Here is a 24,031-nt window from a genome sequence, read left to right on the forward strand (position 1 = left end):
GCTCGACCCCGTTCGTGCCGCCGCTGCCGGGCAAGGAGCGCGACGGCTGCTTCGTCTACCGCACCATCGAGGACCTCGAAGCGATGCTGGCCTGGGGCGGCAAGTCGAAGACCGGCGTGGTGATCGGCGGCGGCCTGCTGGGCCTGGAATGCGCAAAAGCGCTGCGCGACCTGAAGCTCGAGACCCATGTGGTGGAATTCGCACCGCGTTTAATGGCGGTGCAGGTCGACGAGGGCGGCGCACGCGTGTTGCGCCGCAAGATCGAGGAACTGGGCGTGACCGTCCATACGCAAAAGAACACGCTGGCCATCGTCGACGGCGAAGCGGCCACGCACCGCATGCAGTTTGCCGACGGCAGCCACCTGGAAGCGGACATGATCGTGTTCTCGGCCGGCATCCGTCCGCGCGACGAGCTGGCGCGCGCCTGCGGCCTGGAAGTGGGGCCGCGCGGCGGCATCGCCATCGACGACAGCTGCGTCACGTCCGACCCGGACATCTACGCGATCGGCGAATGCGCGCTGTGGGGCGGCCTGATCTTCGGCCTGGTGGCGCCCGGCTATGAAATGGCGCGCATCGCGGCGCGCCACCTGTTGCAGGAAGAGGGCGAAGCGTCGTTCAAGGGCGCCGACATGAGCACCAAGCTCAAACTGATGGGCGTGGACGTGGCCAGCCTGGGCGACCCGCACGGCAACGCGCCGGGCAGCCGCTGCTACCAGTTCATGGACGAGCGCAAGCAGATCTACAAGAAAATCGTCGTGTCCGACTGCGGCAAATACCTGCTGGGCGGCGTGATGGTGGGCGACGCCAGCGAATACGGCACCCTGCTGCAGATGATGTTGAACAGAATCGAACTGCCCGAGTCGCCCGAGTTTTTGATCCTGCCGCAGGCGGACGGCCAGCAGAAGGTGGGCCTGGGCGTGGACGCCTTGCCCGACGGTGCGCAGATCTGCTCGTGCAATGACGTCTCGAAAGGCGCGCTGTGCGCAGCGGTGGCCGATGGCGCCACCACCATCGGCGCCCTCAAGACCTGCACGAAGGCCGGCACCGCCTGCGGCGGCTGCGTGCCGCTGGTCACGCAGATCATGAAGGCCGAAATGAAGAAGCAGGGCATGGCGGTCAACAACCACGTCTGCGAACACTTTGCCCATACGCGCCAGGAGCTGCACCACCTGGTCCGGGTCGGCAAGATCCGCAGTTTCAATCACCTGCTGGCGGCGCACGGCCGCGGCCTCGGCTGCGACGTGTGCAAACCGTTGGCCGCAAATATCCTGGCCTCGTGCTGGAACGATTTCGTGCTCACGCCCGTCCACGCCAGCCTGCAGGACAGCAACGACTACTTCCTCGGCAATATCCAGAAGGACGGCACGTATTCGGTGGTGCCGCGCATGGCCGGTGGCGAGGTGACGGCCGACGGCCTGATCGCGGTCGGCACGGTGGCGAAAAAATACGGTTTGTATACCAAGATCACGGGCGGCCAGCGGGTCGACCTGTTTGGCGCGCGCGTGGACCAGTTGCCGGCTATCTGGGAAGAGCTGATCGCGGCCGGTTTCGAGTCGGGCCACGCGTATGGCAAGTCGCTGCGCACCGTCAAATCGTGCGTCGGCTCGACCTGGTGCCGTTATGGCGTGGCCGACAGCGTGGGCTTTGCGATTCAACTGGAAAACCGCTACAAGGGCCTGCGCACGCCGCACAAGATCAAGTTTGGGGTCTCTGGCTGCACCCGCGAATGCGCCGAAGCGCAAGGCAAGGACATCGGCCTGATCGCCACCGAAAAGGGCTGGAATCTGTACGTGTGCGGCAATGGCGGCATGAAGCCGCGCCATGCGGAACTGATTGCGTCCGATCTCGATGAAGCGACCCTGGTGCGCTATGTCGACCGCTTCCTGATGTTCTATGTGCGCACGGCCGACCGCCTGCAGCGTACCAGCGTCTGGCGCGACAACCTCGAAGGCGGCCTCGATTACCTCAAGCGCGTGGTCATCGACGACAGCCTGGGCCTGGCCAGCGAACTGGAAGCGGACATGCAGCAGGTGGTCGACACCTATGCGTGCGAGTGGAAAACGGCCGTCACCGACCCGCAAGTGCGCCAGCGCTTCCGCCATTTCGTCAACAGCGACAGGAACGACGAGAACGTGGTGTTTGTCGAAGAGCGGGGCCAGATCCGTCCGGCCACCGAGATCGAACGCCGCAGCACCGTGATACCCATCCTTGCAGTGGAGGCTTGAACGATGAATAACCTGTCTTTGCCCCTGAGCGACAGCTGGCAGCCGATCTGCCCGCTCGAAGAAATCGTGCCCGATACGGGCGTGTGCGCCTTGCTCAATGGCCGCCATGTAGCCGTGTTCCGCGTCGGCGATACGAGCCCGAAGATCTTCGCCATCGACAATGTCGACCCGAACGCGGGTGCCTCGGTGCTGTCGCGCGGGCTGGTGGGCAGCATCGGCGAACGCATCGTGGTCGCCTCGCCCATCTACAAGCAGCATTTCGACCTGCACACGGGCGAGTGCATCGAGGCGCCGGAACACTCGGTGGCGGCCTGGCCGGCGCGCGTGTTTGGCGGCATGGTGTGGGTGGCGCTGTGAATGCCGCAGTCAATGCCGGCCCGCGTCCTTCGCTGGTGGTGGTCGGCAATGGCATGGCCGGCATGCGCACGGTGGAAGAACTGCTGAAACTCGCGCCCGACCTGTACGACATCACCGTGTTCGGCGCCGAGCCGCACGGCAATTACAACCGCATCCTGCTCTCGCCGGTGCTGGCCGGCGAAAAGACGGTCGACGACATCATGCTGCATACGCGCGAATGGTATGCGCAGCATGGCATCACCCTGCATGCGGGCGACCCGGTGGTGCGCATCGACCGCAAGGCGCGCACGGTGCAAGCACTGTCCGGCATCAAGGTGCGCTACGACCGCCTGCTGCTGGCCACCGGTTCCACGCCGTTTATCGTGCCGGTGCCGGGCCATGAGCTGCCAGGGGTGATCGGCTTTCGCGATATCGACGATGTCGATACCATGCTGCGCGCGGCGCGCGCACACCGCCACGCGGTGGTGATCGGCGGCGGCCTGCTGGGTCTCGAAGCGGCCAATGGCCTGCAGCGCCAGGGCATGGATGTGACCGTGGTGCACATGAGCGGCAGCCTGATGAACCAGCAGCTCGACGCGCCGGCCTCGCTGCTGCTCAAAGCGGCGCTGGAGGCGCGCGGCCTGCGCTTCCTGATGCAGGCGCAGACCGCCGAAATCCTCGGCACCAGGCGGGTGCAGGGCGTACGCTTTGCTGACGGCAGCACCATCCCGGCCGACCTGGTGGTGATGACGGCCGGCGTGCGCCCCAACATCGCGCTGGCGAAAGAGGCGGGCCTGCATTGCGAGCGCGCCATCGTGGTCGACGACTGCCTGCAAAGCTATGATCCGCGCGTGTATGCGGTGGGCGAATGCGTGCAGCACCGGCGCGCCACGTTCGGCCTGGTGGCGCCGATCTGGGAGCAGGCGCGCGTGTGCGGCGCGCACCTGGCGGGCGCCGGCCATCGCCGCTATGTGCAGCAGGCCAGCGCGACGAAACTGAAAGTGACGGGGATCGACCTGTATTCGGCCGGCGACATCATCGGCGGCGAAGGCAGCGAAGACCTGGTGCTGCGCGACCCGCGCCGTGGTGTCTACAAGCGCCTGGTGGTGCAGGGCAACCGCCTGGCCGGCGCCGTGCTGTATGGCGAGGTGCAGGACGGCCCCTGGTATTTCGACCTGATCCAGCAGCGCCGCGACATCAGCCGCCTGCGCTCGCACCTTTTGTTTGGCCAGGCCCTGTGCGACCTGGCTGCCTGACCGGAAAGCCTTCATGACGACCTGCACGCCTGTAAAAACCACTTGCCCGTATTGCGGCGTCGGCTGCGGCGTCGACGCGACGCGCCTGCCCGATGGCGCCATCCGCATCGCCGGCGACCGCAGCCATCCGGCCAACCTGGGCCGCCTGTGCGTCAAGGGTTCGGCTTTGGGCGACACCGTCGGTCTCGAGCAGCGCCTGCTGTACCCGCAACTGCGCCAGGACGGCGGGGGCGGCACGCTTGCGCGCGTGTCCTGGGATGCCGCGCTGGACAAGGTGGCGGGCGGCCTGCGCGCGATTGTCGATCAACATGGCCCCGACGCGGTGGCGCTGTATGTGTCGGGCCAGCTGCTGACGGAAGACTATTATGTCGCCAACAAGCTGATGAAAGGCTATGTGGGCAGCGCCAATATCGATACCAATTCGCGCCTGTGCATGTCGTCGGCGGTGGCCGGCCACAAGCGCGCGTTCGGCGAAGACATCGTGCCGGGCTGCTATGAAGACCTGGAGCTGGCCGACATGGTGGTGCTGGTGGGGTCGAACACGGCGTGGTGCCATCCGATCCTGTTCCAGCGCATCGCGCGCCTGAAGGAAAGCCGGCCGGAAATGAAGCTGGTGGTGATCGACCCGCGCCGCACGGCCACCTGCGAGCTGGCCGACCTGCATTTGCCGGTCAAGCCTGGCACCGATGTATGGTTGTTCAATGGCCTGCTGTGTTACCTGGCGAGCGAAGGCGTGATTGCCGATGAGTTCGTCACACGGCACAGCAGCGGCCTCGATGCGGCGCTGGCGGCGGCCCATGCCGATTGCAGCGACCCCCTGCAGGTGGCGAAGATCTGCAAGGTCGACCCGCAGGCGCTGCTGGCGTTCTACCGCGATTTCGCCGCCACGCGCAAGGTCGTCACGGCGTTTTCGCAGGGCGTGAACCAGTCGTCGAGCGGCACCGACAAGGTCAACAGCATCATCAACTGCCATCTGGCGACGGGGCGCATCGGCCAGCCCGGCATGGGGCCGTTCTCGCTGACGGGCCAGCCGAACGCCATGGGCGGGCGCGAAGTGGGCGGCCTGGCCAATATGCTGGCGGCCCACCTGGACCTGGACAAGCCGGCCCACCGCGCCGCCGTGCAGACCTTCTGGGATTCGCCTGCCATCGCCGACAAGCCGGGACTGAAAGCGGTCGAGCTGTTCCAGGCCATCGAGGCGGGCAAGGTGAAAGCCGTGTGGATCATCGCCACCAATCCGCTGGTCAGCATGCCCGACGCCGACCAGGTGCGGCGCGCCCTCGACAAGTGCGAACTGGTGGTGGTGTCCGATATCAGCGCCGATGCCGACACCAATGCATATGCCGACGTGCTGCTGCCGGCCCTGGGCTGGGGCGAAAAGGACGGCACGGTCACCAATTCCGAGCGCCGCATCTCGCGCCAGCGGGCGTTTCTGCCGGCGCCCGGCGAGGCGCGCGCCGACTGGCAGGTACTGTGCCAGGTGGCTACCCGCATGGGGTATGCCGGTTTCGATTTCACCGCGCCGCACGCCATCTTTGACGAGCATGCGCGCCTGTCGGCCTTCCGCAATGCAGGAGCGACAAGCCGCCTGTTCAATCTGTCCGATCTGACAGCCATGAACGCCGCGCAGTACGATGGGCTGGCGCCGCAGCAGTGGCCGCAGGGCAGGGCGCGCCTGTTCGGCGACGGCCGCTTCGCCCATCCCGATGGCCGTGCGCGCTTTGTGCCCACCGCGCCGCGCGCGCCGCACAACTTGCCCGACGAGGATTTTCCGCTGGTCCTGAACACGGGACGCGTGCGCGACCAGTGGCATACCATGACGCGCACCGGCAAGGCGGCGCGCCTGTCCGGCCATGTCGCCGAATCGTTTATCGACATCCACCCGCAGGACGCGCTGCTGTACAGCGTGCGCGAGGGCGAACTGGCGCGCATTTCCAGCCGCTGGGGCGCGATGGTGGCGCGCGTGGTGCATGGCGGCGGCATCGCGCGCGGCCAGGTATTCGTGCCGATCCACTGGAGCGACGCCAATGCGTCGGACGCGCGCGTGGGGGCCGTCGTCAATCCGGTGGTCGATGCGGTCTCGGGCGAACCGGAATTCAAGCATACGCCGGTCCGCATCGAACAGTTCCGCGTGCACTGGCATGCGTTCGTGCTGAGCCGCACGCCCCTGAAGCTTGATGGCGTGGCGCACTGGACACGCATCCGGGGCGAACAGTTTTTGCGCTATGAGCTGGCAGGACGCACCCGTCTCGACGACCTGGCCGGCTGGGCGCGCGGTTTGCTGGGCGTGACGGACGATAACGCCGACTGGCTCGATTACGCGGACGCCAGCGCGGGCGTCTACCGCGCGGTGCACCTGGAGGAGGGCCGCATCGCGCAATGCGTGTATGTGTCGCCACGCCCGGATCTGCCGTCGCGCGCCTGGCTGGCCGGCCTGTTTGCGCACGCGCAGCTCGATGCGGTGGACCGTGCCGGCGTGCTGCTGGGCCAGCCGATCGTCAAAGGCGCCGATGCCGGGCCGACCGTCTGCTCGTGCTTCGGCGTGGGGCGCAACACGATCTGCGACGCGATCCGCAAGGACAGTTTGACCACTACCGCGCAGGTCACGGCCTGCGTCAAGGCGGGCGGCAACTGCGGCTCCTGCGTGCCGGAGATACGGCAGCTCATTGCGGTGGTGGCGGCGCAAGCGCTGACAGAAAGGGTGGCGTAGCATTGTCATCTGTGAGGTTCGCACCCACCCCGAACGGCGAAAATGCCGGGGTCGGACCCTCAGGGTCCGACCCCGGAATTTGCTGTTGGGGTAAAAAGCGGACGCGAACCAAACGTCATTATTTTCAGGCTGTCTTTTTTGCTGCTCCTTTGCTATATTCCCCGTCACACACGAGGAGAGCGCATGGCGGACAAGCAGGAGAAAAAAGCAGTCACGGTCTGGCTGACAGGCCTGAGCGGCGCCGGCAAGACCAGCATCGCGCATGCGCTGGCCGCCATGCTGGAACAGGACGGCCAGGCCGTCACCGTGCTCGATGGCGATCTGCTGCGCGATGGCCTGAACCGCGATCTCGGGTTTACGCCGCAGGACCGCCATGAAAATATCCGCCGCACGGCCGAAGTGGCGCGCCTGATGAATGGCGCGGGGCTGGTGGTGATCGCCGCCCTGATCTCGCCCAATCGCGAGGGCCGCGCCATGGCCGGCGCCATTATCGGCGCGGCGCAGTTTATCGAAGTGCATGTCAGCACCCGGCTGGAAGTATGCGAGGCGCGCGATCCCAAGGGCCTGTATGCGCGCGCCCGCGCCGGCCAACTGCCGCAATTTACCGGCGTGTCCGCCCCCTACGAAGCGCCGCTGTCGCCGGCCCTGGCGCTCGACACCGGCTCGCAGCCGCTGGCAGCATCGGCGGAACAGCTGTACCGTTACTGGCTGGCGTTGTAATTGCGTGCGGTTTGCTCGCGCTGGTGAACAGTTTGGTATCATGTTGTAAAGCAATTTTGCCTGCCGGCGCATGCGCCAGGGCTGGCGACGACGACAGTGGGGGCGCAACGCCAGGCCATACCGGACCCCGATATCATGAAAACGAGATTGCGCAAGGGCCTGGCCAGGCGCCTGCCCGCCAGCCTGAAGGCCCGCATGAGCGTGGTCGTGTTCCTGCTGGTGCTGGGCGCCGTGGCGCTGCTGGCGCTGGCCACCCTGGCGATGGCCGAGCGCGACATGCGCGGCGTCACGGGCGAGCAGCAGTATGTGTCGCTGGCCAGCGCCGCCGTGTTTATCGATGAAGAACTGGCCGCCAAGCGCAATGTGCTGCGCGTGATCGCCGACAGCATGGCGGCGCAGGACTTGCGCGACGCCGCCGGCGTGCAGCGCTTCCTGTCCGCGCAGACGGTGCTGGGCAAGGAATTCTTCACCGCCGGCCTGGTCGATCTCGATGGCCGCCTGCTGGCCAGCACGGGACCGGTCAAGCCGCGCGCCGGCATGAATCTGCGGGGCCGCGCCTACTTCGAGCAGACCGTGGCGCAGCAGCGCTCCATTATTTCCGAGCCGATGCACGGCAGCATTTCCGGCATGCCCGTCGTCGTCGTGACGCAGCCCGTGTTCGATGCGCGCGGCCAGGTGCGCCTGGTGCTGGCGGCCAGCGTCAACCTGCACCAGCCTGATTTCCTGGGCCGCCTGGAAGCCCTCAAGCCCGGCCGCGACGGTTATCTGTACATCATGACGGAAGCCGGCATCATCGTCGAGCACCCGAACAAGTCGCGCATCATGCAGCGCATTGGCGCCGCCAGCACGCTGAGCATTCCCACGCGCAGCGCCATCCAGGGTTTCGAGGGCTCCATGGCCGGCACCACCAGCGACGGCGTCGATGCGCTGTTCGCCTACCGCCGCATCGCCAGCACCGGCTGGATACTGGCCTCGGTCTATCCGACGCGCGAGGCGTTTGCGCCGCTGCGCGCCGTACGCAGCAAGATCCTGCTGGCGGCGCTGGTACTGGCCACGCTGGCGGGCCTGGCCGGCTGGCGCGTGGTGCTGCGCCTGCTGCGCCCGCTGGAGCGGCTGCGCAGCCAGGTGCACCAGATCCGCCGCCACCGGCTCGGCATCGAGGCGCTGCAGATCGGGCGGCGCGACGAAATCGGCGACCTGAGCCGCGACTTTTATAGCTTGGTGGCCGAGCGCGAACTGGCCGAGACGCAGGTGCGCGACAGCGAGCGGCGCCTGAAACTGCTGACCGATCACGTGCCGGTGGTGATCGTGTATATCGACCGCGAGCACCGCTACCAGTTCATCAACGCCACGTTTGAAAAATGGTTCGGCATCTCGGCCAGGGACGGCATGATGCGCTCGATCAGCGAGGTGCTGGGCGAAAAGGCCTACCAGCTGCGCCAGCAGTACCTGCAGCGCGCATTTGCCGGCGAAGAAGTGGACTATGAATTCACGGTGGAGGACGATGCGCCGGACGGCGCCGGCAACGGCCGCGCCTTCCAGACCAGCTATGTGCCCGATATCGACGACGATGGCGTGGTGATCGGCGTGTATGGCCTGATCCATGAAATCACCAAGGTCAAGGCCGCGCATTCGGCGCTGCAGTTCGCCGCCGCCACCGATACGCTGACGGGGATTGCCAACCGGCGCCGTTTCGACGAGCAGCTGGCCAAAAGCATGGCGCGCACGCAGGCGGCGGGTACGCCGATGGCGCTGGCCTATCTCGATATCGACCGCTTCAAGGCGATCAACGACAGCCTGGGCCACAAGGCCGGCGACGAAGTACTGAAGGAATTTGCCCGGCGCCTGCAGCGCAGCGTGCGCGCCAGCGACCTGGTGGCGCGCCTGGCAGGCGATGAATTCGTGATCGTGCTCGAGGGGGTGAAAAGCACGGCGGAAGTGCGGCACATCGGCGCCAAGATCATCGCCGCCGTGCGCGCGCCGTTCATGCTGGCCAGCGGGCCGCTGGTGGTGACCACCAGCATCGGCATCGCCCTGCACCGCGAGGGCGGCGTGACGCCAGAGCAGTTGCTGCACCTGGCCGACCAGGCTTTGTACCAGGCCAAGGGGCAGGGCCGCGATGGCGTGGCGCTGATTGACAGTGCTGCTTAATTGAGAGGAGCGCTCTTCAATTGGTGCGTGCGCGCCACTTCCTTCATCGCTTCCAGCAGGTTCTCGCGCAGTTCGGGCGGCAGCTTGCCGAAGAACTCCTCGTCGTTCTGGTCGGCCATGCCGGCCAGCACCGGCACCAGCGCCTCGCCTTCGGTGGTCAGTTCGATCGAATGCTGGCGGCGGTCGGCCAGCAGGATCGATTTGCTGACCATGCCCTTGCTTTCGAGCCGGTCGATCAGTTTCGAGACGGCGCCCTTGCTCATGCCGGCCACTTGCGCCAGCACGGTCGGCGAAGTGCAGCCGAGGCGGAACATTTCGCGCAATACCACCCATTCGGAGACGGTCACGCCATTGGCTTCCGCCTTTTTCTGGAAGCTGTGCGAGACATGGTTGGAGACAAAGCGCAGCCAGTAGCCCAGGTGGGCTTCCAGTTCGCTGACGCTGGCGGCGTTGGCAACGTTGTTGGCATTGGCGGGAGGGGCGGACGGCCTGGCGGCCGATTCAAAATTATGGCTCATCTGTATTCCTTCACTGGGCGGCGCATCGGGCGGAGTCATCGTCCTCTCTTGCCCCGCAGGCTGGTAGCCATAACAAGCCTGCAATAGTATTGCCAGAGAGGAAGATTAAAAAAATAACTCATGTTGCTTCAATGGTAACAGGAATTTTTTGTGTCTTGCTAACTATTTCACGTTGTTAAGTGAGTTCGTGCACATATGGCGGCATGTGTGCGGTCACTTTTTTTCGGTGATACAACTTCAGGCAGCCACCACCAGTTTCACGGCCGCGTCGCGCAGCACGCGGGCAAAGCGCGCCGGCGGCGCCGCATCGGTAAACAGCATGTCCACCTGCGCCAGGTCGGCCAGCCGCACCAGGGCTTTGCGGCCGAACTTGTGCTGGTCGGCCACCAGCCACACTTCGCGCGACTGCTCGATGATGGCCTGCGCTACTTTCACTTCGCGCGCATCGAAGTCGCGCAGGCTGCCGTCCTCGTCGATGCTGGAAATGCCGATGATGCCGATATCGACCTTGAACTGGCGGATGAAGTCGATGGTGGCTTCGCCGACGATGCCGCGGTCGCGCCCGCGCACCACGCCGCCGGCCACGATCACCTCGCAGCCCGGATTGTCGGCCAGGATGGCGGCCACGTTCAGGTTGTTGGTGACCACATGCAGGCCCGTATGCTGGCCCAGCGCACGCGCCACCTCTTCGGTGGTGGTGCCGATATTGATCAGCAGCGAACAGCCATGCGGCACCTGCTGCGCCACGGCGGCCGCAATGCGCTGCTTGGCTTCGCTGTTGAATACCTGGCGCTGGCTGTAATCGATGTTTTCCACCGACGAGGGCAGGCCGACGCCGCCGTGGTAGCGGGCCAGCAGCCGCGCCTCTTCCATCTGCTTGACATCGCGGCGCACGGTTTGCGGCGTCACGCCCAATTGCTGGGCCAGTTCCTCGACGGAAATCGTGACTTTCTGGCGCACGGCTTCGAGCAGGCGGCGCTGGCGGGGATTGAGGGTCATGTTGCTTTCTTTTCTTTGTAAACGCATGAAACGAACAGAAACGAAAAAATAGTGATGAAAATATGTTGCTATGGCTTCGTATTCTGCAGTAATCTTAGTCATATTGCATTCGAATTATATCTTTATTGATGTTAACGATGATGGCGGGGTTGCGATGGCGGCAGGACAGCATGGCGGGGCGATGGCGATGGCGATGGAATGCGACCTGCTGGTCGTCGGGGGCGGCATCAATGGCGCCGGCATCGCGCGCGATGCGGCCGGCCGCGGCCTGTCGGTGCTGCTGTGCGAAAAGGACGACCTGGCCGCGCATACTTCGTCGGCTTCCACCAAGCTGATCCACGGCGGCCTGCGCTATCTCGAGTATTACGAATTCGGCCTGGTGCGCAAGGCGCTGATCGAGCGCGAAGTATTGCTGCGCTCGGCGCCGCATATCATGTGGCCGCTGCGTTTCGTGATGCCGCATGCAAAAGGGCAACGCCCGGCCTGGCTGATCCGCGCCGGCCTGTTTCTGTACGATATGCTGGCCAGGCGCGAGCTGCTGCCCGCCTCCAGCAGCATCGATCTGGCGCGCCATGCGGCAGGCAAGCCTTTGCAACCCCAGTTCAGGCGCGGCTTCGTGTATTCCGACGGCTGGGTTGACGATGCGCGCCTGGTGGTGCTCAACGCCATCGATGCACGGGAGAAGGGCGCCACCATCCTGACGCGCACGCTGTGCACTGATCTGCAGCGCGAGGCGGACCATTGGCGCGCAAGCCTGCTGCGCGCTGACGGCACGCGGCTGCAGGTGCGTGCGCGCAGCGTGGTCAACGCCACCGGCCCGTGGACCGCCGACTTCCTGCGCCAGGCCGCGCCGGGCGGACAGGGCCGGCATTTGCGCTTGATCAAGGGCAGCCATATCGTCGTCAAACGCCTGTTCGACCATGATCATGCCTATATCTTCCAGCATCCGGACGGGCGCATCGTGTTTGCGATTCCGTATGAGCACGACTTCACCCTGATCGGCACCACCGACCTCGATTACCAGGGCGACAGTGGCAAGGTCGCCATTGATGACGCGGAAATTAGTTACTTGTGTGAACTTTCGAGTTACTATTTCAACAAGCAGCTGGTACCGGCCGACGTAGTGTGGACCTATTCGGGCGTACGGCCGCTGGTGGAAGATGCGGCAGCCGATGCGAAGGCCGTGACGCGCGATTACCGCTTCGAGCTGGACCGCGAGGGCGCGCCCTTGCTCAGCGTTTTCGGCGGCAAGATCACCACGTTTCGCAAGCTGGCCGAGGAGGCTGTGAATTTGCTGCAGCCGTTGCTGCAGCCGGCGCCGGGCACGGCGAAAAGCGCATGGACGGCGACAGCCTGCTTGCCCGGCGGCGACCTGTTTGGCGCAGTCCCGGATAACCGGGGCGTGCGCGAGTTCGGCGCGTTTGTGCAGCAGTTGCAGCGCCAGTATGCGTGGCTGCCGCCGAAACTGGTGGCGCGCCATGCCCGCGCCTATGGCACGCGCATCCACGTGCTGCTCAATGGATGCACGGCGCCGGCCGACATGGGGGAAGAGGTGGCCAGCGGGCTGTACGCGGTCGAGATCGATTATTTGCGGCGCCGCGAATGGGCCGTCAGCGCGGCCGATATCCTGTGGCGGCGCTCGAAGCTGGGGCTGCATTTGCCCCCGGAGACGGAAAGCAGGCTCGATGCGTGGCTGGCCGCACATCCGCTGTAGAAACACGCAGCAAACGCAGCAAACGCACCAAACGCAGCAAACGACCGCACCCCGAACGAGGGCGCGGCGAAAAACACTGGAGGAGAACACGTGCAACTTGTATTGGACAAGATCAGCCGGCAGCACGGCGCCGACACCTGGCTGTATCCCATGTCGCTGGCGCTGGTGCCGGGCGCCATCAATGTGCTGCTCGGTACCACGCGGGCCGGCAAGACCACGCTGATGCGCGTGATGGCCGGCCTCGACAAGCCGAACGCGGGCACGGTCACGGCCGACGGCGTCGATGTGACGGGCGTGCCGGTCAGCAAACGCAATCTGGCGATGGTGTACCAGCAATTTATCAACTACCCCGCGTTTACCGTCTACGACAATATGGCTTCGCCCTTGCGGCTGCGCAAGGAACCGGAAGAGAGCATACGTGCCAAGGTAATGGCGCTGGCCGAGCGGCTGCATATCACGCCGTATCTGCAGCGCACGCCGGGCGAGTTGTCCGGCGGCCAGCAGCAGCGCACGGCGCTGGGCCGCGCGCTGATCAAGGATGCGTCGCTGCTGCTGCTCGACGAGCCGCTGGTCAACCTCGACTACAAGCTGCGCGAGGAACTGCGGCGCGAGCTGACGGAGCTGTTTTCCAGCGGCAGTACCACTGTCGTGTATGCCACCACCGAACCGCTCGAAGCGCTGCAGCTGGGCGGCCATGTGGCGGTGCTGCATGAAGGCCGGCTGCTGCAGCAAGGCCGCACGCTCGACGTGTTCAATGCGCCCAACTGCATCGAGGTGGCGCGCACTTTCAGCGATCCGCCGATCAACCTGCTGCCGGCGCAGATCGGCGCCGATGGCATCGCGCAGGCCGAAGGCGGGCTGGCGATTCCCTTGAGCGATCAACAGCAGGCCGCACTGGCCGGCCAGCGCAGCGTGACGCTGGGCGTGCGCGCGCACAGCCTGCACCTGGCGCCGCAGTCCGATAGCGACCTGGCGATCGCGGCGCAGGTCGACCTGGCCGAAATCAGCGGCTCGGAAACCTATGTCCATGCGCGGCGCGGTGCGCTGGCGCTGGTGGCGCAGCTCGGCGGCGTGCACAACCTGGAAATCGGCAGCGCCTGCACCGTGTATTGCCGGCCGCAGTCGCTGTTTATCTTTGGCGGGAGCGGCGAATTGCTGTTCGCGCCAGCCGTGAAGGGGGACTGACAATGGCGCGCATCGAACTGATCGACCTGGCGCACGCCTATAAACCGAACCCATCCGCACCGACCGACTATGCGCTGCGGCCGATGAGCATGAGCTGGCAGGATGGCGGCGCCTACGCGCTGCTGGGACCGTCCGGCTGCGGCAAGACCACCTTGCTCAATATTATTTCGGGCCTGGTCAAACCGTCGCATGGCAAGGTGCTGTTCGACGGCAAGGACGTGACGCAACTGCCGACCGAGGCACGCAATATCGCGCAGGTATTCCAGTTTCCCGTCATCTACGACACCATGACCGTGCACGACAATCTGGCTTTTCCGCTGCGTAATCGCGGCTGGAAAGAGGCCGAGGTACGCAAACGCGTGCAGCAGGTGGCCGGGATGCTGGAATTGTCCGGCGACCTGAAAATGCGCGCCAGCGGCCTGTCGGTCGACGCCAAGCAGAAAATTTCGCTGGGCCGGGGACTGGTGCGCCCCGACGTGGCGGCGGTGCTGTTCGACGAACCGCTGACGGTGATCGACCCGCACCTGAAATGGCTGCTGCGGCGCAAATTGAAAGAGATCCACCACGAACTCAGATTGTCGCTGATCTACGTCACGCACGACCAGGTCGAAGCGCTGACCTTTGCCGACCAGGTGGTGGTCATGACGCAGGGCGAGGTGGTGCAGACGGGCAGCGCACAGGCGCTGTTCGAGGCGCCCGAGCATACCTTTGTCGGCTACTTTATCGGCAACCCCGGCATGAATCTGTTCGATTGCACGGTGGAAGACGGGCAGGCGCGGGTGGCCGGGCAGGCGCTGGCCTTGCCGGAGGCGGCGCGCGCTGCGCTGACGGGTGCGCAAGGCAAGATTACGCTCGGCGTGCGGCCCGAGTTTGTCGAGTGCATGAAGCCCGATGCCGCCGGCAACGATACGGTCGCCGCCAGCGTGCTGGCGGTGCGCAATATGGGCACGCATTACCTGGCCGAGTTCCGGCTGGGCAGCGTCACGGTGGCGGCCAAATTGCGCGCCATCGATGCCGTCGCCGGCGACGCCGTGCGGCTGCGCTTTCCGCCGGAACGCACGCTGTATTACCTCAACGACAAACGGGTGGCCTAATGAAGACCGATAACAACCGCGCCTGGTTCCTGATTCTGCCCGTGCTGCTGTGCGTGGCGTTTTCCGCAATTTTGCCGTTGATGACGGTGATTAATTATTCGGTGCAGGACATCCTGAGTCCCACGCAGAAGGTATTCGTGGGCACCGAATGGTTCCGCATGGTGATGCTCGACGGCGACCTGCACAGCGCCTTGCTGCGCCAGCTGCTGTTCTCCGGCTCGGTGCTGGCGATCCAGATTCCGCTCGGCATCCTGATTGCCCTGTGCATGCCGGCCGATGGCTGGAAGGCGTCGCTCGCCCTGGTGCTGATCGCGCTGCCGCTGCTGATCCCCTGGAACGTGGTCGGCACCATCTGGCAGATCTTCGGCCGTGGCGATATCGGGCTGATGGGTTATACATTGAACTCGCTGGGCATCAACTATAACTACAACGGCAATTCGCTCGACGCCTGGCTGACGGTGATGGTGATGGATATCTGGCACTGGACGCCGCTGGTCGCGCTGCTGTGCTACGCGGGCCTGCGCGCGATTCCCGACGCCTATTACCAGGCGGCGCGCATCGACGGCGCCTCGCGCCTGGCCGTGTTCCGCTATATCCAGCTGCCGAAGTTGCGCAATGTGCTGATGATTGCCGTGCTGCTGCGCTTTATGGACAGTTTCATGATCTATACGGAACCGTTCGTGCTGACCGGTGGCGGACCGGGCAATGCCACCACCTTCCTGTCGCAATACCTGACGCAAAAGGCGGTGGGCCAGTTCGACCTGGGACCGGCTTCGGCATTCTCGCTGATTTATTTCCTGATCATCCTGCTGTTCTGCTTCGTGCTGTACACCTGGATGCAACGCGTGGGCACGGGAGACCAGAAATGATGAACAAGAAAGTGAGCGGCGCCATCCTGGCCGCGTTCCTGATCGCCTCCATGTTGCCGATTTACTGGATGCTCAATATGTCGCTGAAAACCAACGAGGAGATCGTTGGCGTACTGAGCCTGTGGCCCGAGCACCTGACGTTTGCCAACTACCACACGATCTTTACCGATCCGTCCTGGTACAGCGGCTATATCAACTCGATGATCTATGTGGCGCTGAACATGGTGATGTCGGTCACCGTCGCCTTGCCGGCCGCGTATGCCTTTTCACGCTACAACTTTGTCGGCGACAAGCACCTGTTCTTCTGGCTGCTGACCAACCGCATGACGCCGCCGGCCGTGTTCCTGGTGCCGTTCTTCCAGCTGTACTCGACCGTCGGCCTGATGGACACCCACCTGGCCGTGGCGCTGGCGCACATGGTGTTCAACGTGCCGCTGGCCGTGTGGATACTCGAAGGCTTCATGTCGGGCGTGCCGAAGGAAATTGACGAGACGGCGTATATCGACGGCTACAGCTTCCCGCGCTTCTTCGTGCAGATTTTCCTGCCGATGATCAAGTCGGGCGTGGGCGTGACGGCCTTCTTCTGCTTCATGTTCAGCTGGGTCGAGCTGCTTCTCGCGCGAACGCTCACGTCGGTGAACGCCAAGCCGATCGCCGCCACCATGACACGCACCGTGTCGGCGGCCGGCATGGACTGGGGCGTGCTGGCGGCGGCGGGCGTGCTGACCATCGTGCCGGGCGCCCTGGTGATCTGGTTCGTGCGGCATTACATAGCCAAGGGCTTTGCCATGGGGAGGGTGTGAGATGGAAGCAACTGCAGATAGCAGCGCCAGCCTGTTCGGCTGGATGGCGTGGACGCCCGAAGTGGCGATCTTTTTTGGCTGCATCGGCTTGATGCTGGCCGGCATGACGATCTGGCAGATCCGTTCGCCCAGCATCGAACGCAAGGGTTTCCTGCCGATGCCGACCACGCGCGGCGACCGCCTGTTTGTCGGTCTGCTGGCGGCCGCCTATGTCAACCTGGCGTGGGCCGGCTTTACGGAAATGCAGCAAACGATAGGAGCGGCCATCAGTTTTGTGTTGTTGTTGGTAGTAATGCGTTGGGGATAAGTCGTAGATGAAATTACCGGCGGGTTTTGCCTGCCGGATGACAACTATAAAGGAGAATCACGATGAAATTGCAGTGTACAGTCCTGGCGGCCGCGGCCGCATTGCTGGTGTCGGGTGCGGCGCTGGCCGATGCCAAACAGGCGCAAACCTGGATCGACAAGGAATTCCAGCCGTCGAGCCTGAACAAGCAGCAGCAGCTCGATGAAATGAAATGGTTTATCGATGCGGCCGCCAAGCTGAAAGCCAAGGGCGTCAAGGAAATTTCCGTGGTGTCGGAAACCATCGACACCCACGTCTACGAATCGAAGACGCTGGCCAAGGCCTTCGAGGAAATCACCGGCATCAAGGTGCGCCACGACATTATCCAGGAAGGCGATGTGGTGGAAAAGCTGCAGACCTCGATGCAGTCCGGCAAAAGCATCTATGACGGCTGGGTCTCGGACTCCGACCTGATCGGCACCCACTACCGCTATGGCGCGATCGAGCCGCTGTCCGACTACATGGCCGGCAAGGGCAAGGAATTCACCAATCCCGGCATCGACCTGAAGGACTTTATCGGCATCAGCTTTACCACCGCGCCGGACGGCAAGGTATATCAGCTGCCCGACCAGCAGTTCGCCAACCTGTACTGGTTCCGCGCCGACTGGTTCGCACGCAAGGATTTGCAGGCCAAGTTCAAGGCCAAGTACGGCTACGAGCTGGGCGTGCCGCAGAACTGGTCCGCCTATGAGGACATCGCCGAATTCTTTACCAATGACGTCAAGGAAATCGACGGCAAGAAGGTGTTCGGCCATATGGACTACGGCAAGAAAGATCCGTCGCTGGGCTGGCGCTTTACCGATGCCTGGCTGTCGATGGCCGGCGCGGCCGACAAGGGCATTCCGAATGGCATGCCGATCGATGAATGGGGCATCAAGGTGGCGGCCGACAAGTGCACGCCGGTCGGCGCCTCGATGTCGCGCGGTGGCGCCACCAATTCGCCGGCGGCCGTGTTTGCGCTGACCAAATATATCGACTGGATGAAGAAATACGCGCCGCCGCAGGCGAACGGCATGAATTTCTCCGAGTCCGGCCCGGTGCCGGCGCAAGGCGAAATCGCCCAGCAGATCTTCTGGTACACGGCGTTTACGGCCGGCATGGTGAAACCGGGCTTGCCGGTGGTGAACAAGGATGGCACGCCGAAATGGCGCATGGCGCCGTCGCCGCACGGCCCGTACTGGAAGGACGGCATGCAGAACGGCTACCAGGACGTCGGTTCCTGGTTCCTGTTCAAGTCCACGCCGGACGACCGCAAGGCCGCCGCCTGGCTGTATGCGCAGTTCGTCACCTCGAAAACCGTGTCGCTGAAAAAGTCCATCGTTGGCGTGACGTTCATTCGCGACTCCGATATCCGCCACGAGTACTTTACCAAGCACGCCAATGAATACGGCGGCCTGATCGAGTTCTACCGCAGCCCGGCCCGCGTGGCATGGACGCCGACCGGCAACAACGTGCCCGACTATCCGAAGCTGGCCCAGCTGTGGTGGAAAAACGTGGCCACCGCGATTACCGGCGAAAAAACGCCGCAGGCCGCGATGGACAACCTGGCCGAGGAAATGGATCAGGTCATGGCGCGCCTGCAGCGGGCCGGCATGAAGGCCTGCGCGCCGAAGCTCAATGCCAAGGGCGATCCGAACCAGTACCTGTCGGACCAGCACGCGCCATGGAAAAAGCTGGCGAACGAAAAGCCGAAGGGTGAGACCATCGCCTACGACAAGCTGCTGCAAGCGTGGAAAGAGGGCAAGGTGCGCTAGGCCGAAGGTATGATTGCTACCCCAACGGCGAAATACCGGGGTCGGATCCTGAGGGTCCGACCCCAGGGGCGGCGTTGGGGTTAAAAAAATCGCCAGCCAACCCGCAGAGTTCTCACCTGTCACAACGCAGTGCAAACCATGACCAAATACATACTTGCTTTAGACCAGGGCACCACCAGTTCGCGCGCCATCCTGTTCGATCACGCCGGCCATCCGCATGCCTGCGCACAGGGCGAATTTCGCCAGATCTTTCCGCAGCCGGGCTGGGTCGAGCATGACGCCGATGAAATCTGGGACTCGCAGCTGTCGGTGCTGCACCAGGTGCTGCGCGAGAGCGGCGTGAAAGCTGCCGACGTGGCCGCCATTGGTGTCACCAACCAGCGCGAAACGACGGTGCTGTGGGACCGCGCCACGGGCCAGCCGGTGGCCAACGCCATCGTCTGGCAGGACCGCCGCAATGCCGCCTTCTGCGAGCAATTGGTGGCAGAGGGCAAGGCGGAGCTGATCCAGCAGAAGACGGGGCTGGTGCTGGACGCCTATTTTTCCGCCACCAAGCTCAAGTGGCTGCTCGACAATGTGCCCGGCGCGCGCGCACGGGCCGAACGGGGCGAGCTGGCTTTCGGCACGGTCGACAGCTGGCTGATCTGGAAGATGAGCGGCGCGCACCTGACCGACACCAGCAACGCCTCGCGTACCATGCTGTTCAATATCCATACCTTGCAGTGGGATGCGGACCTGCTGGCGCTGCTCGATATTCCCGCCTCCCTGCTGCCGCAGGTGGTGCCGTCGAGCGGCGTGGCGGCGCACACCGATGCCGGTTTGCTGGGCGTGCCGCTGCCGATTGCCGGCATCGCCGGCGACCAGCAGGCGGCCACCTTCGGCCAGGCCTGCTTGCAGCCGGGCATGGCCAAAAATACTTATGGCACCGGCTGCTTCATGCTGATGAATGTCGGCAAGGAGCCGCTGCCGTCGAAGAACCGGCTGCTGACCACCGTCGGCTGGCAGCTGGGGCAGGGCGCGGGCAGCACCGACTACCTGCTCGAAGGCAGCGCCTTTATTGCCGGCGCGGCGGTGCAGTGGATGCGCGACGGGCTGGGCATCATCAGCCATTCGTCCGAGGTCGAAGCGCTGGCTACCAGCGTGCCCGATACGGGCGGCCTGGTGTTCGTGCCGGCGTTCGCCGGCCTGGGCGCGCCGTACTGGGACCCGTATGCGCGCGGCACGCTGATCGGCATTACGCGCGGCACCGGCAAGGCGCATATCGCGCGCGCGGCGCTCGAAGGCGTGGCTTACCAGAACGTCGATGTCTTGTCGGCGATGCAGAATGACGCCGGCATTGCGCTATCCGAACTGCGCGTCGACGGCGGCGCGGCCCGCAACGACATGCTGATGCAGTTCCAGTCGGACATCCTGAATGTGCCGGTGGTGCGGCCGGTGGTGACGGAAACCACGGCGCTGGGCGCGGCCTACCTGGCGGGCCTGGCGGTGGGGTACTGGAGTTCGCTCGAAGAGATCGCCGCGCAGTGGCGCGTGGCGCGCCGCTTCGAGCCGATGATGGCGGACGATGAGCGACTCACGCGGCTGCACAAGTGGCAGCGCGCGGTCGAGCGTTCGCGCGACTGGAGCGCGTAATTACAGAAGCTGGAGCGTGGCGGCGTCGCGCTGGCCATTGAAATATTTGGCCAGGCAGGCGCCGAACAGGGGCTGGTCTGGCGCGGCCTGCGCAAACAGGGTCAGCGAGGAATGCAGCTTCAGGTCGTCGGGATAGCCGAAGATGGCGCTGGCCGTGCGGCCTTCGATGCCGGTCAGTATCGTGCAGCATTCTTCCAGCCGCTGGCCCAGCAGCGGATGCGCCAGATACGCCTGTGCTTCTTCGACGCCCGACAGCGCATAATGGCGCGCCGTCTCGCTGCGGCCCAGGCCCGCGAGTTGCGGAAAGATATACCACATCCAGTGGCTGCGCTTGTGGCCGGCTCTCAGTTCGGCGCGCACGGTGTCGTAGACGGTGTCCTGCGCATCGACAAAGCGTTGCAGATCAAATTGCTGCGCCATTGCATTATCCCCTCAGGTAATACAGCAGATAGGCCACGGTTTCGCGCGGGATCGAATACAGGTCGCGCAGTTCAACATACGGCGCATGGGCATGGCCGCTGACGGTGACGCCTTGCCGTTCCAGCGCCAGCTGGAAACGCGGCACATGGAAATACTGGGTAGCGGCGATGGCCGTGTGCTTGCCCTTTCCTTGTGCGCGCAGATACGCGGCCGCATTGACGGCAGAGGCGCCCGTGGTCCAGCCCTGGCTGTCCTCGATGATTGCTGCCGCCGGCACGCCCTGGCGCCGCAGGTAGGCTGCCATCGAGGCCGCCTCGTCAAACCCTTCCTTGCCGGTGCCGCCGCTGACAAAAATGCGCGGCGCATTTCCTTGCTTGAACAGTTTGACCGCCACATCGAGCCGCGCCTGCAGCCTAGGACTCGGTGTGCCATCGGACGCAATCGTATTGCCCGGCACCACGATCAATTCGGCCTGCCCGTTCTTGTCGTTCAGGCCCGCGAGAACGAGCGCGACGGTCGCCAGCACAAACACGGACAGGGCGGCAAGGACAAGGCGGGTGAACAAGCGGATCATGGGTGGCCGGCAAGCGCAGCAGGTGGCGGTCGGCGCGCCATCATGCGCCAGCGCCGGGCCTGGCCGCGCGCTGGTTGGACAGGAAGATATTGTCCCTGGCCAGCGGTTTGCCTTCCTGTACCGCCGCGATCCACTCGGCCGTGTTGGCCACCGCCGCAAAGCTGGAATGAAACACGGTGCTGTAGACGCGGTGGATCTCTTCGGCGCTGGCCTTGCCGGCCGCGTTTTCATATGGCAGCGAACCGGTGGCGTCGGCCAGGAATTCCACCTGCAGGCCATGGTGCGCGGCATGGTAGATGGTCGAGGCGTCGCAGTTGTGCGTCATGTAGCCGGTGACGGTCAGCGTGTCGATCGCATGGTTTTCCAGCCAGTCGGCAAGGTCGGTTCCCGCAAACACGCTGCCCATGGTCTTGTGGATATGATGATCGGCGGCAAAGCTGGCTATGCTTGGGTGTAACTGCCAGCCGTCGCTGTCCCTGGCAAAAATCGGCGAGCCTGCCGGTGCGTCGTGCTGCACCGTGATGACAGGCATGCCGGCGGCGCGCGCCGCCTGCATGGCCAGCGCGATATTCGGCAGCGACGTGGCAACGGGCGGATATTCGATGCGCAGCTTGCCGGTGACGTATTCATTCTGCACGTCGATCACGAGCAGGGCGCGGCGCGGCGGGGGAGATGCGTTGGCCATGGGGATGTCCTTTTTATTGAAAGGTGAACGGTCAGTTTAAACCATTGCCTGGCGTCAGGCGGGGCGGGCGGCCCATAGTGTGGCCGGATCGCGTCCGCCCGGCGCCAGCTGTGCGCTGACGGCGATCTGGCGTGCAATGAAAGCGGCCTGGTCGAAGCCGTAGCGCTCTTGGAACGACACGGTTTCCGCACTCATCAGTTCCGCATAGGTTTGCATCAGCGTCGCCGCATGGAGAAAGTTTTCCTGTTCCAGATAGCATTCGATCGCGGCGGCCAGCAGCGGGTAATCGGCGTTTTCCTTGCTGCCGCCAAAGCTGAACGACAACTGCCCGCACATGCGCCAGATGGGATCAAGCTCCTTGTCAGCCACCGGCTGGCTGCGCAGCCATTGCACCGCCTTCAATGGCGGACCGCCAAACGAGGGCGGCGAGATGATGGCGCGGATCGCCAGCTTGACGGCGTCATCGGTCCTGCCCGCGCGCACGTACTGGCCATGCAGCAGGCACAGGGCATCGGTATATTCGGGCACGATGGCCAGCGCCGCTTCCAGCAGGCCGATGGCCGCCTCGGGGTTGCGCTGGCCGATCGCTTCCTTTGCCGCCAGATAAGCGGCAAACGGCGAAGCCGGATCGTCGGCCAGCGAGGGCGTGGTCACATGCTCGTCATCCGCCCGTTCGTAGGCTTGCAGAAAGGCATCGATGCTGGAAAACTGCGGCTGCACGCGCCATTCGTCGTGCCAGGTTTCCACCACGATCGGTTCAAACGCTTCGCGGCCGATGGGCCAGTACAGGCCGAACGTATCGCCATTGCCCAGGGCGGCTTCGTAAAAAGGTGTAAAACCAAGTGGCGGATAAGACTGGCGGTGCTGCCAGTCCTTGTCCAGCGAAATGAGATGGCTGTTTGCGGGTAATTGCATGCGGAGTCAAATGGATAAACCGTAACTGTAGCGCATGGGCCGCAGTCGTGGCGTCCTGCTTATTTCCTTGGCTCGTGGATGCGGAATTTCCTGACGATGCCCGCGCGGTCGAACATGACGGCCACTTCGCGCGTGCCTTTCTGGCCCACCAGAGGCAGGAAACGGCTCGCAGGGGCTTGCAGCTGGTTCTTGTAGACCCACACTTCATAGCCGGGGTCGAAGCTGACCACGGTGGCGCTGCCCAGCGCCGCGTCGAGGTCGAGGCGGGTGGTCTTGCCGACGGTAATGGTCTGGTAGATGGCGCCATTGGCAGGCGCGCGGTTGACGGTGTATTCGCTGGCGGTGCACATGGCCATGGACAGGCCGGCGAGGCAAGATAACGCCAGTTTTAAAAAGGTATTCATAGCAGTAGTCCCGGTGCGCATCACTGCTTCCAATCTCAGAGGGGACGGGCGTGATGTCGAGGGAGAGTGTGCGTGCATTTGTAACGGTGTGCTACCGGATTATACAAAGGCGCAAAAACCGATGCCGATGGTATCGCCAACTGCTACTTTCAGCTCTTGTGCAGCACATCGGTCGAGACCGCCAGCGTTTCCTTGATTTCTTCCATCACCACATAGCTTTTCGATTGGGCCGCCCCCGGCAGCTGCAGCAGCATGTCGCCCAGCAGTTTGCGGTATTCTGCCATTTCATGGATGCGCGCCTTGATCAGGTAGTCGAAGTCGCCCGATACCAGGTGGCATTCCTGCACTTCCGGAATCTGCAGCACCTCGCGGCGGAATTGTTCGAAGGCCGAGGCCGATTTCTGATTGAGCGTGATTTCGACAAACACCAGCAGCTTGGCGCCCAGCGCGGCCGGGTTGACCTTGGCGTGGTAGCCGGTAATCACGCCATCGCGCTCCATGCGCTTGACCCGCTCGATGCACGGGGTAATCGACAAACCGACCTGTTCACCGAGGTCTTTCATCGAGATGCGGCCGTCCTGTTGCAGGATGCGCAGGATGTGCCGGTCCAGCTTGTCCAGGCCGCGCGACGATTCTTTTAGAATTCTCATGATTATTTGCTGAATATTTCGATTTATACGTGAACATATGCTGGTGACTTGGCAATATCATAGCGGTAAAT

22 protein-coding genes are annotated in these 24,031 nt (G+C 64.0%); 14 read left to right on the forward strand and 8 right to left on the reverse strand.

What is annotated here, in order from left to right:
* From nirB to RTQ46_RS24000, 6 genes are all read left to right on the forward strand, one after another.
* On the forward strand, positions 1 to 2,225 hold a 2,225-nt coding region (gene nirB / locus RTQ46_RS23975), incomplete at its 5' end, for a nitrite reductase large subunit NirB (protein ID WP_312440106.1).
* 3 nt (positions 2,226 to 2,228) lie between these two features.
* Positions 2,229 to 2,582: a nitrite reductase small subunit NirD gene (nirD, locus tag RTQ46_RS23980; protein WP_312440107.1), complete on the forward strand. Its 354-nt coding sequence runs from the start codon at positions 2,229 to 2,231 to the stop codon at positions 2,580 to 2,582.
* On the forward strand, positions 2,579 to 3,817 hold the full coding sequence (locus tag RTQ46_RS23985) for an NAD(P)/FAD-dependent oxidoreductase (RefSeq protein ID WP_312440108.1): 1,239 nt from the start codon (positions 2,579 to 2,581) through the stop codon (positions 3,815 to 3,817). Before nirD ends, RTQ46_RS23985 begins: the two co-directional genes overlap by 4 nt.
* A 13-nt stretch (positions 3,818 to 3,830) precedes the next feature.
* A complete protein-coding gene (locus tag RTQ46_RS23990; protein WP_312440109.1) occupies positions 3,831 to 6,527 on the forward strand; it encodes a molybdopterin-dependent oxidoreductase in 2,697 nt (898 codons plus the stop codon).
* A 183-nt stretch (positions 6,528 to 6,710) separates the two neighbouring features.
* Entirely contained in the window at positions 6,711 to 7,247 is a 537-nt protein-coding gene (cysC, locus tag RTQ46_RS23995) for an adenylyl-sulfate kinase (protein ID WP_312440110.1), read from the forward strand.
* A 135-nt stretch (positions 7,248 to 7,382) separates the two neighbouring features.
* Complete coding sequence (locus RTQ46_RS24000) at positions 7,383 to 9,398, forward strand: diguanylate cyclase domain-containing protein (protein WP_312440111.1); 2,016 nt, start codon at positions 7,383 to 7,385, stop codon at positions 9,396 to 9,398.
* Here the strand turns inward: RTQ46_RS24000 and RTQ46_RS24005 are convergent.
* Both RTQ46_RS24005 and RTQ46_RS24010 read right to left on the reverse strand, forming a co-directional pair.
* Complete coding sequence (locus RTQ46_RS24005; protein WP_312440112.1) at positions 9,395 to 9,916, reverse strand: MarR family transcriptional regulator; 522 nt, start codon at positions 9,914 to 9,916, stop codon at positions 9,395 to 9,397. The genes RTQ46_RS24000 and RTQ46_RS24005 overlap by 4 nt on opposite strands.
* Before the next feature lie 237 nt (positions 9,917 to 10,153).
* The gene (locus RTQ46_RS24010) at positions 10,154 to 10,915 is read right to left on the reverse strand and encodes a DeoR/GlpR family DNA-binding transcription regulator (protein ID WP_312440113.1); all 762 of its coding nucleotides are present in this window, start codon (positions 10,913 to 10,915) and stop codon (positions 10,154 to 10,156) included.
* A 154-nt stretch (positions 10,916 to 11,069) separates the two neighbouring features.
* Between RTQ46_RS24010 and glpD the strand changes: the two genes are divergently transcribed.
* The 8 genes from glpD to glpK all read left to right on the forward strand — a co-directional run bounded on the left by glpD (position 11,070) and on the right by glpK (position 20,312).
* A complete protein-coding gene (gene glpD, locus RTQ46_RS24015) occupies positions 11,070 to 12,629 on the forward strand; it encodes a glycerol-3-phosphate dehydrogenase (RefSeq protein WP_312440114.1) in 1,560 nt (519 codons plus the stop codon).
* Positions 12,630 to 12,719: 90 nt separating this feature from the next.
* A complete protein-coding gene (locus tag RTQ46_RS24020; RefSeq protein WP_312440115.1) occupies positions 12,720 to 13,814 on the forward strand; it encodes an ABC transporter ATP-binding protein in 1,095 nt (364 codons plus the stop codon).
* A 2-nt stretch (positions 13,815 to 13,816) separates the two neighbouring features.
* Positions 13,817 to 14,908 carry an ABC transporter ATP-binding protein gene (locus RTQ46_RS24025; protein WP_312440116.1) on the forward strand — a complete coding sequence of 364 codons (1,092 nt, stop codon included), beginning with the start codon at positions 13,817 to 13,819 and terminating at the stop codon, positions 14,906 to 14,908.
* On the forward strand, positions 14,908 to 15,777 hold the full coding sequence (locus RTQ46_RS24030) for a sugar ABC transporter permease (RefSeq protein ID WP_312440117.1): 870 nt from the start codon (positions 14,908 to 14,910) through the stop codon (positions 15,775 to 15,777). Before RTQ46_RS24025 ends, RTQ46_RS24030 begins: the two co-directional genes overlap by 1 nt.
* Positions 15,774 to 16,580 (forward strand): carbohydrate ABC transporter permease, encoded by an 807-nt coding sequence (locus RTQ46_RS24035; RefSeq protein WP_409518371.1) that lies wholly within the window; start codon positions 15,774 to 15,776, stop codon positions 16,578 to 16,580. Before RTQ46_RS24030 ends, RTQ46_RS24035 begins: the two co-directional genes overlap by 4 nt.
* A gap of 31 nt (positions 16,581 to 16,611) precedes the next feature.
* Positions 16,612 to 16,887 carry a DUF2160 domain-containing protein gene (locus tag RTQ46_RS24040; protein WP_409518372.1) on the forward strand — a complete coding sequence of 92 codons (276 nt, stop codon included), beginning with the start codon at positions 16,612 to 16,614 and terminating at the stop codon, positions 16,885 to 16,887.
* A gap of 62 nt (positions 16,888 to 16,949) precedes the next feature.
* Positions 16,950 to 18,680: an ABC transporter substrate-binding protein gene (locus RTQ46_RS24045; RefSeq protein ID WP_312440119.1), complete on the forward strand. Its 1,731-nt coding sequence runs from the start codon at positions 16,950 to 16,952 to the stop codon at positions 18,678 to 18,680.
* 138 nt (positions 18,681 to 18,818) lie between these two features.
* Positions 18,819 to 20,312, forward strand: a complete 1,494-nt coding sequence (glpK, locus tag RTQ46_RS24050) for a glycerol kinase GlpK (protein ID WP_312440120.1) — start codon at positions 18,819 to 18,821, stop codon at positions 20,310 to 20,312.
* On the opposite strand, the gene RTQ46_RS24055 is transcribed toward glpK, so the two are convergent.
* The 6 genes from RTQ46_RS24055 to RTQ46_RS24080 all read right to left on the reverse strand — a co-directional run bounded on the left by RTQ46_RS24055 (position 20,313) and on the right by RTQ46_RS24080 (position 23,960).
* Complete coding sequence (locus tag RTQ46_RS24055; protein WP_312440121.1) at positions 20,313 to 20,732, reverse strand: DUF1810 domain-containing protein; 420 nt, start codon at positions 20,730 to 20,732, stop codon at positions 20,313 to 20,315.
* 4 nt (positions 20,733 to 20,736) lie between these two features.
* Positions 20,737 to 21,306 (reverse strand): YdcF family protein, encoded by a 570-nt coding sequence (locus tag RTQ46_RS24060; protein WP_312440122.1) that lies wholly within the window; start codon positions 21,304 to 21,306, stop codon positions 20,737 to 20,739.
* A 40-nt stretch (positions 21,307 to 21,346) separates the two neighbouring features.
* The gene (locus tag RTQ46_RS24065) at positions 21,347 to 21,991 is read right to left on the reverse strand and encodes a cysteine hydrolase family protein (protein WP_312440123.1); all 645 of its coding nucleotides are present in this window, start codon (positions 21,989 to 21,991) and stop codon (positions 21,347 to 21,349) included.
* 54 nt (positions 21,992 to 22,045) lie between these two features.
* Entirely contained in the window at positions 22,046 to 22,906 is an 861-nt protein-coding gene (locus tag RTQ46_RS24070; protein WP_312440124.1) for a tetratricopeptide repeat-containing protein, read from the reverse strand.
* A gap of 59 nt (positions 22,907 to 22,965) precedes the next feature.
* The gene (locus tag RTQ46_RS24075; protein WP_312440125.1) at positions 22,966 to 23,310 is read right to left on the reverse strand and encodes a hypothetical protein; all 345 of its coding nucleotides are present in this window, start codon (positions 23,308 to 23,310) and stop codon (positions 22,966 to 22,968) included.
* 149 nt (positions 23,311 to 23,459) lie between these two features.
* Complete coding sequence (locus RTQ46_RS24080; RefSeq protein ID WP_312440126.1) at positions 23,460 to 23,960, reverse strand: Lrp/AsnC ligand binding domain-containing protein; 501 nt, start codon at positions 23,958 to 23,960, stop codon at positions 23,460 to 23,462.
* Between the last annotated feature and the right edge of the window lie 71 nt (positions 23,961 to 24,031).

Source organism: Janthinobacterium sp. (assembly GCF_031995485.1).
Lineage (GTDB): Bacteria > Pseudomonadota > Gammaproteobacteria > Burkholderiales > Burkholderiaceae_D > Janthinobacterium.